The sequence below is a fragment of the Marivita sp. NO-S04 genome (genome assembly GCF_059070475.1).
The window spans coordinates 468,361-483,638 of sequence record NZ_CM180980.1 but is presented as its reverse complement, the minus strand read 5'-3'; the positions used below and the strand labels follow the sequence as shown (position 1 = coordinate 483,638).

The window sequence follows — 15,278 nt, the reverse complement described above, 5'->3', positions numbered from 1 at the left end:
GCGCAATGCCGACGTCGCTGCGGGGAAGGGTCTCTCAAAGCCGCCGTTCGTATATCGGTTTTCTACGTCCGTGCCGCCCCATTGGTCTGAGTTCTCGCAGCCCGAATACTTCAGGCAATTGAGCCTTCCGATCCCACGCGGCGCGCGGGCGCCACTTCTACAGCTCCCTGTCCTCGCTTGGCGCGACACCAAATCTTTGACGATAGGCCCGGCTTAGGCTCTCGGGTGCCGGGAACCCGCACATGAGCGCGATGCTGCCGATCCTTTCGTGCGAGTTGCGGAGTAGGTTGCGTGCCCGGTCGAGCCGGAGTTCGAGATAATAGGCCTGCGGCGACTGACCGAGATGGCGGAGGAAGAGCCGCCGGAGCTTCCATTCGGGCTGTTCCAATCGGTCGGTAATGTCGCCGATGGCAAGCGGGTTTTCCATGTTCGCAAGCATCATCTCGATCGCTTTCGCGAGCGTCCGGTCGAGCCGAGGAACGGACCAGTCGAACCCGAAAGAACCATCTGCACGGCTCGAGGCCAGAGGACGGTAGTTCAAGATCTCGGCCACGCGCCGCGCGAGGCGCGGTCCTTGGTAATGCGCGATCAATGCCAGGGTCATGTCGATGGTCACGACCCCGCCGGCGCTGGAACAGCGATCGCCGTCGAGGTCAAAGAGGCGATCAACGAAATACGCCTCGCCGCGACTTTCGCGGAATCCGACGATGGCCTCGTGATGCACGGCAGCCGGGCGACGATTGAGAAGCCCTGCCTCGGCGAACAACAGCGCCCCGGTGTCGACGCAGCCCATGAGGCAGCCGGCCCGGGCGCGGCGGCGGAGCCAGCCGAGGAAGGCGTCGGACTTCATCCGGTCCGGCGCATAGGAGGCGAGCAGGATCACCGCGTCGGTCGGCGCCTCGTCCAGGGGGCCGTCGATTTCGAGCGCGCGGCCCGAGGAGGAGCGCGGCGTCTGCCCGTCCACGCAGAGCACGCACCAGCGGAAGACCGGCTTGGGGCATTCGCGGTTGGCCACCCGCAAGGGCTCGGTGACGAGCGAAAGCGAAAGCAGCGGGAAGCCCTCGCCGATGACGATGGTGATCGTCTTCATGTCCGTTCAGGTCAGTTTTTCGTTCGTTGAAGTCATCCTTCCAGTTCTGCCCGCCGCTACGCTCGGATCAAGCAGAATCTGATCGGGATCGTCCATGGCACACCGGCTCAACCTACTCTTCCGACCGAAATCGGTCGCTTTCATCGGCGGCAGCAACCTCAACCCGGCGCTGAAATACCACCGGGATCTGGGCTTCTCCGGATCGACCTGGGTCGTCAACCCGAAATACGAGACCTTGCAGGGCTATCCTTGCGTCCCGCGCATTGAGGACCTGCCGGAGGTGCCGGATCTCGCCTTCGTCGCGATCCGCAGGGAAGCGGCGATCGAGGCCATCGAGGGCTTGCGGAAGATGGGCTGCCGCGCCGCCGTCTGCAACGCGGCGGGCTTCGCCGAGACCGGAACCGAGGGTGGCGGCCTTCAGGCGCGGCTCGTGGCGGCGGCCGGGGACATGGCGGTGCTCGGACCCAATTCCGTAGGGCTCGTGAACTTCGCCGACCCAATGGCGGCGATGATGGATCAGTTCGGGGTGCATTCCGTCGCGAAAGGCGTCGCCATCGTCAGCCAGGGCGGCGGTCTGCTCTGCGACGCGGTCTTTTCAGACCGGGGGTTGGCGATCACCCATATGGTCGGCGGCGGCAACCAGGCGGTGACGGGGCTGGAGGCCTGCGCGGACTACCTGCTCGACGACCCGCGCGTGACCGCCGTGGGGCTTTCGTTAGAGGGCTTGCGCGATGTCGCGGGGCTGCGCCGGGCGGCGGCGAAGGCGCTCAGGCTCGGCAAGCCCATCGTCGCGATCAAGTTCGGTCGGACCGAGGCCGGTTCGCGGGCGGCGGCGTCGCATACAGCCTCGATGACCGGCGCCGGCGCGGCATGGGAGGCGCTGTTCGACCGGCTGGGCATCATCTCGGTCGCCTCGGAATCGGAGTTCTTCGAGACGCTGAAGTTGATCAACTCGGGTCAGATCCCAAAGGGGCGGCGGGCGCTTGTCGCCTCGGTCTCGGGCGTGCTGGGCGTGATGCTCGCCGACCATCTGAGCGCGGGCGGCTTCGACCTGCCGCAGCCGATCGGAGAGCGGGCCGAACGGCTCCGCGCGCTACTGCCGTCGATCGCTATGCCCTGCAATCCGCAGGACGTGACCATGGCCGCCTGGAACGACACGGAGCGGCAGACCGCGATCTATTCCGCGCTTCTCGACGAGGGCTATGACCTCGCGCTGATGGTGCAGAACTATCCCCGTGCGGGCATGTGGGACGTGAGCGAATACGCTGCCCAGGTCGAGGCGTTGGGCGCTGCTTGCCGGGGGCGCGACGTGGCGGCGTTGCAGATCGCGCCGATGGTCGATTGCTTCCCGGCCCATGCCCGCGACCATACACAGAGTCTTGGCCTTGCCGCGATGCAGGGGCTCGAAGAATGCATACGGGCGCTGAACCACGCGGTCTGGTGGCGTGAACGGCGCGATGTCTTGCTGGCAGCGAGGCCGGAGCGGCTGACCGACGTGCGCATCTCCGCGCCTGTACCCGGTGCGCGCCATGACGAGGCCGCGGCAAAGGCGAAGCTGTCGGCGGCTGGCGTCGCGGTGCCGGTCGCGCGAGTTACGGTGCCCGATCGGGCAGCCGAGGCCGCGGCGGAGATCGGCTTTCCAGTGGCGCTGAAGGCGCTCGACGCGCGGCTGCTGCACAAGACTGAGGCGGGGGCAGTCCGCATCGGGCTTGGTTCGGCCCAAGCGGTTCGCGAAGCCGTCGAAGGGATGCGGGCCGAGATGGCGCGGCACGTCCCCGACATCCCCCTGAACGCGGTGCTGGTCGAGGCGATGGCGCCGGATGTCGTGGCCGAAGTCATGGCATCGGTCACGCACGACCCATCGGTCGGGCCAGTGATGATGATTGCGGGCGGCGGCGTCGAGGCGGAGCTTTGGAACGACAGCACGCTTTTGGCCGCGCCCTTCGAGCGCGCCGAAATTGCGCGTGCGCTCGACCGGTTGAAGGTGTCGGAGCGGCTGAAGGGCTGGCGCGGCCGGCCAACAGGCGACCGGGAGGCGCTTCTCGACGCGCTCGAGGCGCTGGCCGCGTTCGCCCTGGCCGAGGGCGCTGAGGAAATCGAGGTCAACCCGATTCTCGTCGGGCGCAAGGGCGCGCTCGCCGTGGATGCGGTCCTGAAACTGGCGGAACGCAAGGAACGCGTCGCCTGACGCGAGGAGGAAAAAACCATGCAAGGCATCACGCCCGAGACCACCGAATACAAGCACCTCGTCTATGAGGTGGACGACGAACATGTTTGCTGGCTAACGCTGAACCGGCCGGAAAAGCTCAACGCGATGAACCTGCGCCTGATCGCCGAGCTTCAGGCGGGGCTGTTGCGCGCCGACTGCGACGAGGACGTGAACGTCATCGTCATCCGTGGTGCGGGGCGCGGCTGAACCGCCCCGGGTTTACCGGAGAGTAAAACACTCAAAGGATGAGCCCTATGACAAAGCAGAGATTCACCCCCGCCTATCCGGCCGAGCTTCGCGAACGCGGTGTTCGGATGTTTCGAGAGAACCGTACCGATTATTCCAGCGATACGGCCGCCTATAAGGCCATCGCGCCGAAGCTTGGCTGTTCGCCGGACAGTCTGCGGGTCTGGTGTCAGCAGGCCGAACGCGATGCCGGGCAGCGGGCCGGTCTGACAAGTGCCGAGAAGGATCGGATCAAGGAACTTGAGCGTGAGGTCCGTGAACTGCGCCAGGCCAACGAGATCCTGAAGAAGGCCAGCGCATATTTCGCAGCGGCGGAGCTCGACCGCCCATTCCGCAAATGATCGCGTTCATTGATGATCACCGTTGTGTCCATGGTGTCGGGCCGATCTGCCGGGTTCTGGGGATCGCACCATCGACTTATTACGCCTTCAAGGCCGTGGAGCGTGATCCGGATCTGGCATCGGACCGGGCCAGGCAGGATCAGCTGGACATGGCTGCGATCAAGCAGGCCTTCGAGGGCAGCCGGGGCCGATATGGCGCGCGCAAGGTCTGGCACCAGCTACGCCGCAGTGGCCATGATATCGCCCGCTGCACGGTGGAGAGGTTGATGCAGGTCATGGGATTACAAGGCGTTGTGCGGGGCAAGAAGGTGATCACCACCAACCCCGATACGGCACAACCTTGCCCGCACGATAAGGTAAACCGAGCCTTCGTGGCGGACATGCCAAACCAGCTTTGGGTCAGCGACTTCACCTATGTTTCCAGCTGGCAAGGAATGGTCTACGTGGCTTTCATCATCGACGTCTTCGCCCGCAAGATCGTTGGCTGGCGGGTCTCGACCTCGATGACGACTGGTTTCGTCTTGGATGCCCTGAACCAGGCCATCTGCCAGAGGGCGCCGTCTGAGGCTGACAAATTGATCCATCACAGTGATCGTGGCAGCCAATACCTGTCGATCCGATACACCGAGCGGCTCGCAGAGGCCGGCATCGATACCTCGGTCGGAAGCGTCGGCGATTCCTATGATAATGCCCTCGCCGAAAGCATCATCGGCCTGTTCAAGACCGAGGTCATCAAGTTCCTCGGCCCCTGGAAGTCGGTCGGTCAGGTCGAATGGGAAACTCTGAAATGGGTCGACTGGTATAACAACACCCGCCTTCACAGCGCCGTCGGTTACATCACGCCACAAGAAGCAGAGGAGGCATTCTACGCAAGCTTGAACGCTGACGAAAAAGCAGCCTAACTATTGAACCAGAAACTCTCCGGTAAACCCGGGGCGGTTCAGTCCATGTTTGCGACTATGAAGGATAGGCGTAAGCGCTGTGTGGCGCCCACCTTCTCTTGATCCTTGTGATTTGAGACTCACGCCCTGTTGGATAACAGGAGGTGAGTTTCGCCATGGAGACTACGAACGAGTTTCTCACGCGTTTGGGCGTTGAGGTCTCACGGACCGGGAGCCGACGGTGGCCAGATCGTGTGAAAGCGCGGATCGTGGCAGAAACGCTGGTGCCTGGAGCAACGGTGAATGACGTTGCGCGCAAGTATAACCTTCGCCCGAACCACCTGTCGGGATGGCGGCGGCTGGCCAAGGATGGTGAACTTGTTTTGCCCGCGCCAGAGGCTGACACGGACTTCGCCCCGTTGGTGATGTTCGATGTCGAAAGTTCGCCATCGGCGGAAGATACGGGTTCGGCGAGTAGGGCAATCGAGATCGTAGCTGGATCGGTTTCTGTCCGGCTGGACGGTGCCACGCCTGCAGCCCGGATTGGGGACATCGTGCGTGCGCTTGGGGGTGGCGCATGATCTTCCCTTCGAACCGTGTGCGCATTTTGGTGGCAACGCAGCCGGTTGACTTCAGAAAAGGACACGACGGGCTGACAGCCATGGTGCAGACCGTGCTCCGCAAAGATCCGTTCACCGGGACAGTGTTCCTGTTTCGGGCCAAGCGCTTGGACCGGCTGAAGCTTCTCTATTGGGACGGCAGCGGTCTGGTCATGGCCTACAAACGGCTCGAGGACACGACCTTCACCTGGCCCACGATCAAGGACGGAATGATGGCGCTGAACCACGCACAGTTCGAGGCGCTTTTTTCCGGGCTGGACTGGCGCAAGGTCAAGGCGCTGGAGACCCGCCCACCAGCTGCGGCGGAGTGACTCGGGGCGACGAATGCAGGGATCATGGCTTTGATCCCAGTGTATAATACTGATCATGAGCGCCGCTGCCAAAGACCTCGATCTGTCCGTCCTGCCACCGGAATACCGCGTAGCTTTTGAGGCCTTGAAGGCAAAAGCTGCGCGGGCCGCGGAGCTGGAGGACATCGTCAAACGTCTTGAGCATCTGGTGGCCGAGCTGAACCAGGTGGTCCACGGCAAGAAGTCCGAGAAGCTCAGCGAAGATGATCGCCAGCTGACCTTCGAGGATCTTGAAGCTGCCGTCGCCGAGGCCCGTGAACAAAAGAAGGTGCAGACGCCCGGAGACGACAAGCCCAAGCGAAAGCGAGTGGCCAGGCGCAACCGCGGCAACCTGCCCGCCGGTTTGCCACGCATCGAGCAGGTAGTCGAACCCGACAGCCTGATGTGCCCCTGTGGTTGCGGGCAGATGCACAGGATCGGCGAGGACCGCAACGAGCGGCTCGACATCGTCCCGGCACAGTGCCGTGTGATCGTGACGGTCCGCCCAAAATATGCCTGCCGCACCTGCACCGATGGGGTCACACAAGCACCGACGCCCGCATGGCTGATCGAGGGCGGGCTCCCAACCGAAGGCGCCATCGCGCATGTTCTGGTCAGCAAATATGCGGACCATGCCCCGCTCTACCGACAATCACAGATCCTCGCCCGCTCTGGCATCGACATTCACCGCTCGACGCTGGCTGATTGGGTCGGTGTGGCAGCTTTCCACCTTGGACCCATCGTGGACCGGCTGGCCGAGCACCTGAAGACATCCACGAAGCTGTTCATGGACGAAACCACGGCGCCGGTCCTCGATCCGGGCCGCGGGCGGACAAAAACAGGCTACCTCTGGGCTCTGGCGCGCGATGATCGGTCATGGGGCGGCGATGATCCCCCCGGGGTCGTCTTTTTCTATGCTCCCGATCGCCGCGGGGAGAATGCCGAGAAATTCCTGACCGGCTTCAACGGCACGCTGCAACTCGATGGCTACCAGGGCTACAACCGGCTGACGCGCCCTGACCGCAAGGGCGGTGATCCGATCGTTGTCGCCCATTGCTGGGCGCATGCGCGTCGCAAGCTCAAGGAAATCTTCGATCGCGATGGTTCCGAGATCGCCGCCGAGGGCCTGCGCCAGATCGCAGGAATCTATGCCGTCGAGAAAGACATCCGCGACACGTCCCCGGGCCAGCGCCTGTCAGCGCGCCAGGCACGATCCGCGCCACTGGTCGAAGCCTTCGGCATCTGGCTACAAGCGCAGCGCCTGCGCATCTCGGCCAAATCGCGCCTCGGAGAGAAGCTTGCCTACATCCACCGACACTGGGATGGTTTGCAGACCTTCCTGACGGACGGACGCGTCGAGATCGACTCCAACAAGGTCGAAAATCTGGTCAGGCCGATTGCTTTGAACAGGAAAAACGCATTGTTCGCCGGTCATGACGAGGGGGGCAAGGCATGGGGCCGCATCGCATCCCTGATCGAGACCGCCAAGATCAACGCCATCGAGCCTTTCGCCTATCTCAAGGCTACGCTCGAAGCCATTGCGGCCGGACATCCGCAACACCGCATCGACGAGTTGCTTCCTTGGAACTTCCAGCCGTCAAGCTGAAACCCAAGTGCCCTTCAGACACCGCTTACGGATAGGCTATCTGACCTCGATGACCTTCTTCTCCGTGATGCTTCACCGCGAGAGGCTTGGGCAGGGATATCAGACGAGAAGGTCATGCGTCGAGAAATCGCTCGAGAGTTGAGCCATGCGGCCAACTCAATCTACACTGTGGACCAAGAGGCCGTAACCGCAGACGAAAAAGAAACCGATATCAGATTGCGTTCTGCGGCTTCTCCCCATGAGGCGGTGATCGAGCTCAAGCTCGGGGATGGACGCACAGCTAAAGACTTGCGCGATACAATCGGGAATCAGCTGGTGAAAAAGTACATGTCAGCGGAGCACAGCCGAGCCGGTGCCTTGATGGTGACCCTTGCGAAAGATCGGAAGTGGGACCATCCGGACGGCGGGCCGCGGATTGGTGTGGATGAGCTTTTTCTCCTTCTACGCGAAGAGGCGGAGCGAATTGAACAAGCTTCGGCGGGTGCCTTGTCGATAGCAGTTCACTTTCTTGATCTGCGGCCGAGATTGAGGACTGAGCGCCAAGAAAAACTGCCACAACAAATTGGTTAACTCCACACGTCGATGGACCTCCTTCCCACCTATTTGAGAATTCGCCACCTTTGAGAATTTGTGGGTGCGGCGAACGTCTGGATTGACGATTTGCACTGCAGCGATGGAGTGTGATGATAAATGGCGGCTCATGGGCCGTTCCTGTTTGGCCGGATAACAAAGCGACACGGCAGGAACCGCTGGCGGCATGCAGTTGACTCTCAGCCACGCAAAAACACCAACAGATGGAGCCGCCCTACATGTTCTCGTCATCCTTCGGCTTCGGCTTGGGGTCCAATGCAAGGTATCTCGGCTCCCCAGTCTTTGGACAGCGCGCAAACATGATGCGATCACGGCGCAGTTTGCGGAACGGCATGTTTTCCCGCTGCAACTCACTTGGGGTGATTTCACCCCTGGCGAGGCGCTCCTCGTCTCTTTGCCGCGACAGCGCTTTCTGACGCTGGCGATCTTCCAAATTGAAATATCTCGGTGCTTCTTCGTCATTCATATCGGTCAGCTTTCAAGACGTAGAATTGGTAGTTGGATTTCGTGATCGGCGCAGCTCTGTTGCAGCAGTCAGGGAGGCGCTCCTGATATGGTCCTCCACCCTGCAGCAAGGCGATGCTTTCGCTTGATCTGATGTGACCCGCTTGGCCGTTTGCCGTTCTCGATGATGACGTATCGACATATGAATTTCCGCATTGAAACACCCGTGCATTGCCCCTCAGCAATTCAACGACCATGCAAAAATCCATGCTTCAAGCAGCTTGAAGTCCGGGGGCGCCGAATAAAGAAACAAGCGGGCCTTGTCGCTGTCGGCCTATGAAGACGCTTGCGGACAAACGCCTCCGTCATTCCTGATGTTTTTATCTTACATAAGAGAAACGTAAGCGGTGTCTGAAGGGCACTTGGGTTTCAGCTTGACGGCTGGAAGTTCCAAGGAAGCAACTCGTCGATGCGGTGTTGCGGATGTCCGGCCGCAATGGCTTCGAGCGTAGCCTTGAGATAGGCGAAAGGCTCGATGGCGTTGATCTTGGCGGTCTCGATCAGGGATGCGATGCGGCCCCATGCCTTGCCCCCCTCGTCATGACCGGCGAACAATGCGTTTTTCCTGTTCAAAGCAATCGGCCTGACCAGATTTTCGACCTTGTTGGAGTCGATCTCGACGCGTCCGTCCGTCAGGAAGGTCTGCAAACCATCCCAGTGTCGGTGGATGTAGGCAAGCTTCTCTCCGAGGCGCGATTTGGCCGAGATGCGCAGGCGCTGCGCTTGTAGCCAGATGCCGAAGGCTTCGACCAGTGGCGCGGATCGTGCCTGGCGCGCTGACAGGCGCTGGCCCGGGGACGTGTCGCGGATGTCTTTCTCGACGGCATAGATTCCTGCGATCTGGCGCAGGCCCTCGGCGGCGATCTCGGAACCATCGCGATCGAAGATTTCCTTGAGCTTGCGACGCGCATGCGCCCAGCAATGGGCGACAACGATCGGATCACCGCCCTTGCGGTCAGGGCGCGTCAGCCGGTTGTAGCCCTGGTAGCCATCGAGTTGCAGCGTGCCGTTGAAGCCGGTCAGGAATTTCTCGGCATTCTCCCCGCGGCGATCGGGAGCATAGAAAAAGACGACCCCGGGGGGATCATCGCCGCCCCATGACCGATCATCGCGCGCCAGAGCCCAGAGGTAGCCTGTTTTTGTCCGCCCGCGGCCCGGATCGAGGACCGGCGCCGTGGTTTCGTCCATGAACAGCTTCGTGGATGTCTTCAGGTGCTCGGCCAGCCGGTCCACGATGGGTCCAAGGTGGAAAGCTGCCACACCGACCCAATCAGCCAGCGTCGAGCGGTGAATGTCGATGCCAGAGCGGGCGAGGATCTGTGATTGTCGGTAGAGCGGGGCATGGTCCGCATATTTGCTGACCAGAACATGCGCGATGGCGCCTTCGGTTGGGAGCCCGCCCTCGATCAGCCATGCGGGCGTCGGTGCTTGTGTGACCCCATCGGTGCAGGTGCGGCAGGCATATTTTGGGCGGACCGTCACGATCACACGGCACTGTGCCGGGACGATGTCGAGCCGCTCGTTGCGGTCCTCGCCGATCCTGTGCATCTGCCCGCAACCACAGGGGCACATCAGGCTGTCGGGTTCGACTACCTGCTCGATGCGTGGCAAACCGGCGGGCAGGTTGCCGCGGTTGCGCCTGGCCACTCGCTTTCGCTTGGGCTTGTCGTCTCCGGGCGTCTGCACCTTCTTTTGTTCACGGGCCTCGGCGACGGCAGCTTCAAGATCCTCGAAGGTCAGCTGGCGATCATCTTCGCTGAGCTTCTCGGACTTCTTGCCGTGGACCACCTGGTTCAGCTCGGCCACCAGATGCTCAAGACGTTTGACGATGTCCTCCAGCTCCGCGGCCCGCGCAGCTTTTGCCTTCAAGGCCTCAAAAGCTACGCGGTATTCCGGTGGCAGGACGGACAGATCGAGGTCTTTGGCAGCGGCGCTCATGATCAGTATTATACACTGGGATCAAAGCCATGATCCCTGCATTCGTCGCCCCGAGTCACTCCGCCGCAGCTGGTGGGCGGGTCTCCAGCGCCTTGACCTTGCGCCAGTCCAGCCCGGAAAAAAGCGCCTCGAACTGTGCGTGGTTCAGCGCCATCATTCCGTCCTTGATCGTGGGCCAGGTGAAGGTCGTGTCCTCGAGCCGTTTGTAGGCCATGACCAGACCGCTGCCGTCCCAATAGAGAAGCTTCAGCCGGTCCAAGCGCTTGGCCCGAAACAGGAACACTGTCCCGGTGAACGGATCTTTGCGGAGCACGGTCTGCACCATGGCTGTCAGCCCGTCGTGTCCTTTTCTGAAGTCAACCGGCTGCGTTGCCACCAAAATGCGCACACGGTTCGAAGGGAAGATCATGCGCCACCCCCAAGCGCACGCACGATGTCCCCAATCCGGGCTGCAGGCGTGGCACCGTCCAGCCGGACAGAAACCGATCCAGCTACGATCTCGATTGCCCTACTCGCCGAACCCGTATCTTCCGCCGATGGCGAACTTTCGACATCGAACATCACCAACGGGGCGAAGTCCGTGTCAGCCTCTGGCGCGGGCAAAACAAGTTCACCATCCTTGGCCAGCCGCCGCCATCCCGACAGGTGGTTCGGGCGAAGGTTATACTTGCGCGCAACGTCATTCACCGTTGCTCCAGGCACCAGCGTTTCTGCCACGATCCGCGCTTTCACACGATCTGGCCACCGTCGGCTCCCGGTCCGTGAGACCTCAACGCCCAAACGCGTGAGAAACTCGTTCGTAGTCTCCATGGCGAAACTCACCTCCTGTTATCCAACAGGGCGTGAGTCTCAAATCACAAGGATCAAGAGAAGGTGGGCGCCACACAGCGCTTACAGAGAAACCATTGAATTTGATGACTTGTTTTCGCATGCGCAGGCTTGGGATGTGCCATTTCGCAAACAGAAACAGTTCTGTTCGATATCCAGAACGCTGGCAGCCTGAAGACACGGCCGACGACGTCCATGGGCGTTCATATCCCGGAGAATCAGCAGCCTCCGGGACACCGATTTCGGGCGCTTTCTCCCCCCTTAATGCAGCGATGGCCGCCCCTGAAGCATCTCCGCGCGGGACAGCATGCGGATCACATCCCTTAAGCTCATCCGCCGTCCAATGAGTTCGGGTGCCCGCGCAATAGCCTCGAGGATTGCGTCGAGCGATCCCGCCGAAAGCCCGATCTTGGCGGCCTGTTTGGCGGCAAAGCTTTGCATTTGCTCCATCGTGACATCCGGGATGTCGATCACCTCGCAGCGGCTCCGGACCGGTTCCGACACCAGATGCACATTGTTCGACGTCAAAATCCACGACAGGTGAGACATATCGAACTGAACACGAAAATACTGGCATTCCCAACCACGCGCCGTTGCAGGCTCCAGGAGCGACAAGAGCGCATCGGCGAAGGAATAGGTCGGTCCTCGCATGGAGGTCCTTGATGTGGCCTTGCAGATCTCGTCTACGATGATCAGCGGGTTTGCCACGCGCTTGGTCAGCATGAGGTCGATCGGGCGTCCCGCCTGCGCCGTTCCCCAACCACGCTCAAGACCGACAAGCGCCATCCCCGCGCCGCCCTTGCTCGCGTCGATCTCGGCCATGGGCACATGCAGGGCCTCCGCCAGGGCGCGGGCCCAGACGCTCTTTCCGATGCCCGGTGGTCCATTCAGGATGACGGGACGGATCGTGATCGGATCACCGCGGCTGGCCGCCAGCCGTAGCTCGTGCCAAGCGTATTCCGTCGCCCGTGCCATCCAGGGCATGTCCTCGTGCAGGACCGCCGCCACCTCATCCGCCCAGTCTTCGCTCTGCGGCATCACCGCGGACATGCCAGGAAGGCAGGGCTTCAGCCGATCATATTCCTCGCGCTTCAGATGCGACGCGCCTGCGGCCGTCACCCGAGCTTTGGCGAGCTTCGAGGCACGGTCTGCGATGCGCCGTTTGTCGAACATGGTCAGGTCGATACCGCTGGAGAGCGTCTCCGCAAACTCGTCGAAATCATCCACCTCGAACTCGGCGGACCGTTCGTCCTCCCCGATCAAGTCGCGGGCCAGTTTCTTCTTCCGGATCTCCTTGAGTACCTTTTGCAGATGCTCGGCGATGATTTTGGGGTCGGTCTCGTAAGTCGGGAGGTCAATGATCTTGATGCGCATGTCGTGTCCATGTCCGGAATCTCATAGAAGGCACCGCCTGCCCCATCAGGCGCGGCGGTTACGAAGGCTCAAAAAGAGCGTCGTATGAGATGTCGGGTATGGATAAGCGTGATCATGGGCACACAAAGACCGGCATTTACCCCCTCCGTCAACCCCGCCAGCACCATGCAAAAAGCACCACACCAACCCGGTGCAGCGCTTTTTCGGTCACGTTTATTTTCAATGGCTTAGAGGCCAATGGAAAATTTATACCTCGATAATGGAACGTTTTTTACCCAAAATGGAAACTTATCGGTTGGCTGATCAGATACCGGGGCGGTTCACTACCCCTCACCCACACTTGCTATGCCCACATGACCCACACGTCATGCAACCTTCGACCATACGCATGTCATACTGTCCGCAGCTTGGGCACGCCTTACCGCGTCCGCCGGACAGGTTCACCACCTGCGCCTGCGGGTCGGATTTGAGGCCCATGCCTTCGCCTGCAAGGAACCCAATGGCGATCATATGCTGTTCGATCACTCCGCCGATGGCGGCGAGGATCGACGGAATGTACTTGCCGTTCACCCAGGCGCCGCCGCGCGGATCGAACACCGCTTTGAGTTCCTCGACCACGAAGGACACATCGCCCCCGCGCCGGAACACAGCCGAGATCATCCGCGTCAGGGCGACGGTCCACGCGAAATGCTCCATGTTCTTGGAGTTGATGAACACCTCGAAGGGGCGACGGTGCCCACCGACGATAATATCGTTGATCGTCAGGTAAATCGCGTGTTCGCTGTCGGGCCATTTCAGCTTGTAGGTTGCGCCTTCCAGCGCTTTGGGCCGATCGAGCGGTTCGGACATGTAAATCACGTCACCATGCGGCTGCTGCGGTTCTTCGTCTGAAGACGTCACAACCTCTGGCGCATCGGCCTTCTTTTCCTCCGACACACTCAACACAGACCCGGTCACATCGTTCGGACGATAGGTCGTGCAGCCTTTACAGCCGGTCTCGAAGGCCTCCATGTAGACGTCCTTGAACGCCTTGAAACTGATATCTTCGGGGCAGTTGATCGTCTTGGAAATCGAAGAATCCACCCATTTCTGCGCCGCTGCCTGCATCTTCACATGCTCTAGCGGCGCCAAAGTTTGCGCGTTCACAAAGTACTCTGGCAACGCCCGGTCGCCGAATTTCTCGCGCCACATCTGCACCGCGTAATCGACCACCTCTTCCTCGGTGCGGGTGCCGTCCTTCTGCAAGACCTTGCGCGTGTAGGCATAGGCAAAGACCGGCTCGATCCCCGACGACACGTTGCCAGCGTAAAGCGAGATCGTCCCCGTCGGCGCAATCGACGTGAGCAGCGCGTTGCGGATGCCGTGTTCTCGGATCGCGTCGCGCACATCCTCGTCCATCATCTGCATGGTGCCAGATGCAAGGTACTTGTCGGCATCGAAGAGCGGGAACGCGCCCTTTTCCTTGGCCAATTGCACCGACGCCAGATACGCGGCGCGGGCAATCGCGTGCAACCAGTCCTCGGTCTGGCGCGCCGCCTCGTCCGAGCCATAGCGCAGACCCAGCATCAAAAGCGCATCCGCCAGCCCGGTTACACCCAAGCCGATGCGCCGTTTGGCATGTGCCTCCGCCCGCTGCGCCTCCAACGGAAACCGCGAGGCGTCCACCACGTTGTCCATCATCCGCACGGCGGTCGCGACCAAGTCGTTCAGCGCGTCCTCATCCAGCGCCGCCGCGTCCTCGAACGGGTCCGTCACCAGCCGCGCCATGTTGATCGACCCCAGCAGACAGGCACCATAGGGCGGCAAGGGTTGTTCACCGCAGGGGTTCGTGGCCGCGATGGTCTCGACATAGCTCAGGTTGTTGGCCTGATTGATCCGGTCGATGAAGATCACGCCGGGTTCGGCATAATCATAGGTCGCGCGCATGACGCGGTTCCACAGATCGCGTGCCTGCACAGTGCGGTAGACCTTGCCGTCAAAGACCAAATCCCATGACCCGTCCGTCTTGACCGCTTCCATAAAGTCATCCGTGACGAGCACCGACAGGTTGAACATGCGCAGCCGTGCCGCATCCGCCTTGGCCCCGATGAAATCCTCGATATCCGGGTGATCGCAGCGCATCGTCGCCATCATCGCACCGCGCCGCGACCCTGCCGACATGATGGTGCGGCACATCGCGTCCCACACATCCATGAAGGACAATGGCCCCGAGGCATCCGCCGCCACACCTTTGACCCCTGCCCCCTTGGGCCGGATCGTGCTGAAATCATAGCCGATCCCGCCGCCCTGCTGCATTGTCAGCGCAGCCTCTTTCAGCATTTCGAAAATGCCACCCATGCTGTCTGGGATTGTGCCCATCACAAAGCAGTTGAACAGCGTTACCGAACGCGCCGTCCCCGCACCCGCTGTGATGCGGCCGGCGGGCAGGTATTTGAAATCCTCTAGCGCGCCGTAAAACCGATCTTCCCAGACCTTCGACTCTGCTTCCACCTCGGCCAAGGACCGCGCAATCCTGCGCCACGTGTCCTCGACCGTGGTGTCCAGCGCAGTGCCATCCGCCTCTTTCAGGCGGTATTTCATATCCCAGATCTGTTCAGCAATCGGAGCGGTAAAGCGAGACATGGCGGCGATTCCCCTGTGGCGGCAGACAGACAAGATAGCGCAAAAATCGACAAATCCACAACGTCTAGATTGCGTGGGCGATCACCCTACCACATCCTG

Annotated in this window: 14 protein-coding genes and 1 other annotated feature; of the genes, 7 read left to right on the top strand and 7 right to left on the bottom strand. The window is 61.3% G+C overall.

What is annotated here, in order from left to right; translation table 11 throughout:
* Positions 1-157: 157 nt before the first annotated feature.
* A complete protein-coding gene (locus ACK3EW_RS02525; RefSeq protein ID WP_493808316.1) occupies positions 158-1,090 on the bottom strand; it encodes a GlxA family transcriptional regulator in 933 nt (310 codons plus the stop codon).
* 94 nt (positions 1,091-1,184) lie between these two features.
* On the opposite strand from ACK3EW_RS02525, the gene ACK3EW_RS02520 reads away from it, so the two are divergent.
* The 7 genes from ACK3EW_RS02520 to ACK3EW_RS02490 all read left to right on the top strand — a co-directional run bounded on the left by ACK3EW_RS02520 (position 1,185) and on the right by ACK3EW_RS02490 (position 7,892).
* The gene (locus tag ACK3EW_RS02520) at positions 1,185-3,278 is read left to right on the top strand and encodes an acetate--CoA ligase family protein (protein WP_493808315.1); all 2,094 of its coding nucleotides are present in this window, start codon (positions 1,185-1,187) and stop codon (positions 3,276-3,278) included.
* 18 nt (positions 3,279-3,296) lie between these two features.
* Positions 3,297-3,506: an enoyl-CoA hydratase/isomerase family protein gene (locus ACK3EW_RS02515; RefSeq protein ID WP_493808314.1), complete on the top strand. Its 210-nt coding sequence runs from the start codon at positions 3,297-3,299 to the stop codon at positions 3,504-3,506.
* 47 nt (positions 3,507-3,553) lie between these two features.
* Positions 3,554-4,788 (top strand): IS3 family transposase gene (locus tag ACK3EW_RS02510; protein ID WP_493808251.1). Its coding sequence is split into 2 segments (ribosomal slippage): positions 3,554-3,854 and positions 3,854-4,788, totalling 1,236 coding nucleotides; the frame shifts between segments, so codons are not numbered across the junction.
* Positions 3,841-3,957: a sequence feature (AL1L pseudoknot), on the top strand. (Overlaps the previous gene by 117 nt.)
* Before the next feature lie 155 nt (positions 4,789-4,943).
* Positions 4,944-5,348 (top strand): IS66-like element accessory protein TnpA, encoded by a 405-nt coding sequence (gene tnpA / locus ACK3EW_RS02505; protein WP_301070753.1) that lies wholly within the window; start codon positions 4,944-4,946, stop codon positions 5,346-5,348.
* Positions 5,345-5,698: an IS66 family insertion sequence element accessory protein TnpB gene (gene tnpB / locus ACK3EW_RS02500; RefSeq protein ID WP_301070749.1), complete on the top strand. Its 354-nt coding sequence runs from the start codon at positions 5,345-5,347 to the stop codon at positions 5,696-5,698. The genes tnpA (ACK3EW_RS02505) and tnpB (ACK3EW_RS02500) overlap by 4 nt, the downstream gene beginning before the upstream one ends.
* A gap of 55 nt (positions 5,699-5,753) precedes the next feature.
* A complete protein-coding gene (gene tnpC / locus ACK3EW_RS02495) occupies positions 5,754-7,322 on the top strand; it encodes an IS66 family transposase (RefSeq protein WP_301070747.1) in 1,569 nt (522 codons plus the stop codon).
* Positions 7,323-7,436: 114 nt separating this feature from the next.
* Positions 7,437-7,892 carry a hypothetical protein gene (locus tag ACK3EW_RS02490; RefSeq protein WP_493808313.1) on the top strand — a complete coding sequence of 152 codons (456 nt, stop codon included), beginning with the start codon at positions 7,437-7,439 and terminating at the stop codon, positions 7,890-7,892.
* A gap of 235 nt (positions 7,893-8,127) precedes the next feature.
* Here the strand turns inward: ACK3EW_RS02490 and ACK3EW_RS02485 are convergent, their stop codons facing one another.
* The 6 genes from ACK3EW_RS02485 to ACK3EW_RS02460 all read right to left on the bottom strand — a co-directional run bounded on the left by ACK3EW_RS02485 (position 8,128) and on the right by ACK3EW_RS02460 (position 15,179).
* Complete coding sequence (locus tag ACK3EW_RS02485; protein WP_493808312.1) at positions 8,128-8,379, bottom strand: hypothetical protein; 252 nt, start codon at positions 8,377-8,379, stop codon at positions 8,128-8,130.
* A 407-nt stretch (positions 8,380-8,786) separates the two neighbouring features.
* Entirely contained in the window at positions 8,787-10,355 is a 1,569-nt protein-coding gene (gene tnpC / locus ACK3EW_RS02480; RefSeq protein ID WP_301070747.1) for an IS66 family transposase, read from the bottom strand.
* Positions 10,356-10,410: 55 nt separating this feature from the next.
* On the bottom strand, positions 10,411-10,764 hold the full coding sequence (gene tnpB / locus ACK3EW_RS02475; protein WP_301070749.1) for an IS66 family insertion sequence element accessory protein TnpB: 354 nt from the start codon (positions 10,762-10,764) through the stop codon (positions 10,411-10,413).
* Entirely contained in the window at positions 10,761-11,165 is a 405-nt protein-coding gene (gene tnpA / locus ACK3EW_RS02470) for an IS66-like element accessory protein TnpA (RefSeq protein WP_301070753.1), read from the bottom strand. Before tnpA (ACK3EW_RS02470) ends, tnpB (ACK3EW_RS02475) begins: the two co-directional genes overlap by 4 nt.
* Before the next feature lie 279 nt (positions 11,166-11,444).
* Positions 11,445-12,557 carry an AAA family ATPase gene (locus ACK3EW_RS02465; protein WP_493808311.1) on the bottom strand — a complete coding sequence of 371 codons (1,113 nt, stop codon included), beginning with the start codon at positions 12,555-12,557 and terminating at the stop codon, positions 11,445-11,447.
* A gap of 330 nt (positions 12,558-12,887) precedes the next feature.
* Positions 12,888-15,179 carry an adenosylcobalamin-dependent ribonucleoside-diphosphate reductase gene (locus tag ACK3EW_RS02460; protein ID WP_493808310.1) on the bottom strand — a complete coding sequence of 764 codons (2,292 nt, stop codon included), beginning with the start codon at positions 15,177-15,179 and terminating at the stop codon, positions 12,888-12,890.
* Positions 15,180-15,278: the final 99 nt, after the last annotated feature.

Excerpts from the sequence above, each read along its gene's own strand:
- ACK3EW_RS02520 (WP_493808315.1), top strand. The coding sequence starts at position 1,185 with ATGGCACACCGGCTCAACCTACTCTTCCGACCGAAATCGGTCGCTTTC.
- ACK3EW_RS02490 (WP_493808313.1), top strand. The coding sequence starts at position 7,437 with ATGCGTCGAGAAATCGCTCGAGAGTTGAGCCATGCGGCCAACTCAATC.
- tnpB (WP_301070749.1), top strand. The coding sequence starts at position 5,345 with ATGATCTTCCCTTCGAACCGTGTGCGCATTTTGGTGGCAACGCAGCCG.
- ACK3EW_RS02515 (WP_493808314.1), top strand. The coding sequence starts at position 3,297 with ATGCAAGGCATCACGCCCGAGACCACCGAATACAAGCACCTCGTCTAT.
- tnpA (WP_301070753.1), top strand. The coding sequence starts at position 4,944 with ATGGAGACTACGAACGAGTTTCTCACGCGTTTGGGCGTTGAGGTCTCA.
- ACK3EW_RS02465 (WP_493808311.1), bottom strand. The coding sequence starts at position 12,557 with ATGCGCATCAAGATCATTGACCTCCCGACTTACGAGACCGACCCCAAA.
- tnpC (WP_301070747.1), top strand. The coding sequence starts at position 5,754 with ATGAGCGCCGCTGCCAAAGACCTCGATCTGTCCGTCCTGCCACCGGAA.
- ACK3EW_RS02460 (WP_493808310.1), bottom strand. The coding sequence starts at position 15,179 with ATGTCTCGCTTTACCGCTCCGATTGCTGAACAGATCTGGGATATGAAA.
- ACK3EW_RS02485 (WP_493808312.1), bottom strand. The coding sequence starts at position 8,379 with ATGAATGACGAAGAAGCACCGAGATATTTCAATTTGGAAGATCGCCAG.
- tnpA (WP_301070753.1), bottom strand. The coding sequence starts at position 11,165 with ATGGAGACTACGAACGAGTTTCTCACGCGTTTGGGCGTTGAGGTCTCA.
- ACK3EW_RS02525 (WP_493808316.1), bottom strand. The coding sequence starts at position 1,090 with ATGAAGACGATCACCATCGTCATCGGCGAGGGCTTCCCGCTGCTTTCG.
- tnpC (WP_301070747.1), bottom strand. The coding sequence starts at position 10,355 with ATGAGCGCCGCTGCCAAAGACCTCGATCTGTCCGTCCTGCCACCGGAA.
- tnpB (WP_301070749.1), bottom strand. The coding sequence starts at position 10,764 with ATGATCTTCCCTTCGAACCGTGTGCGCATTTTGGTGGCAACGCAGCCG.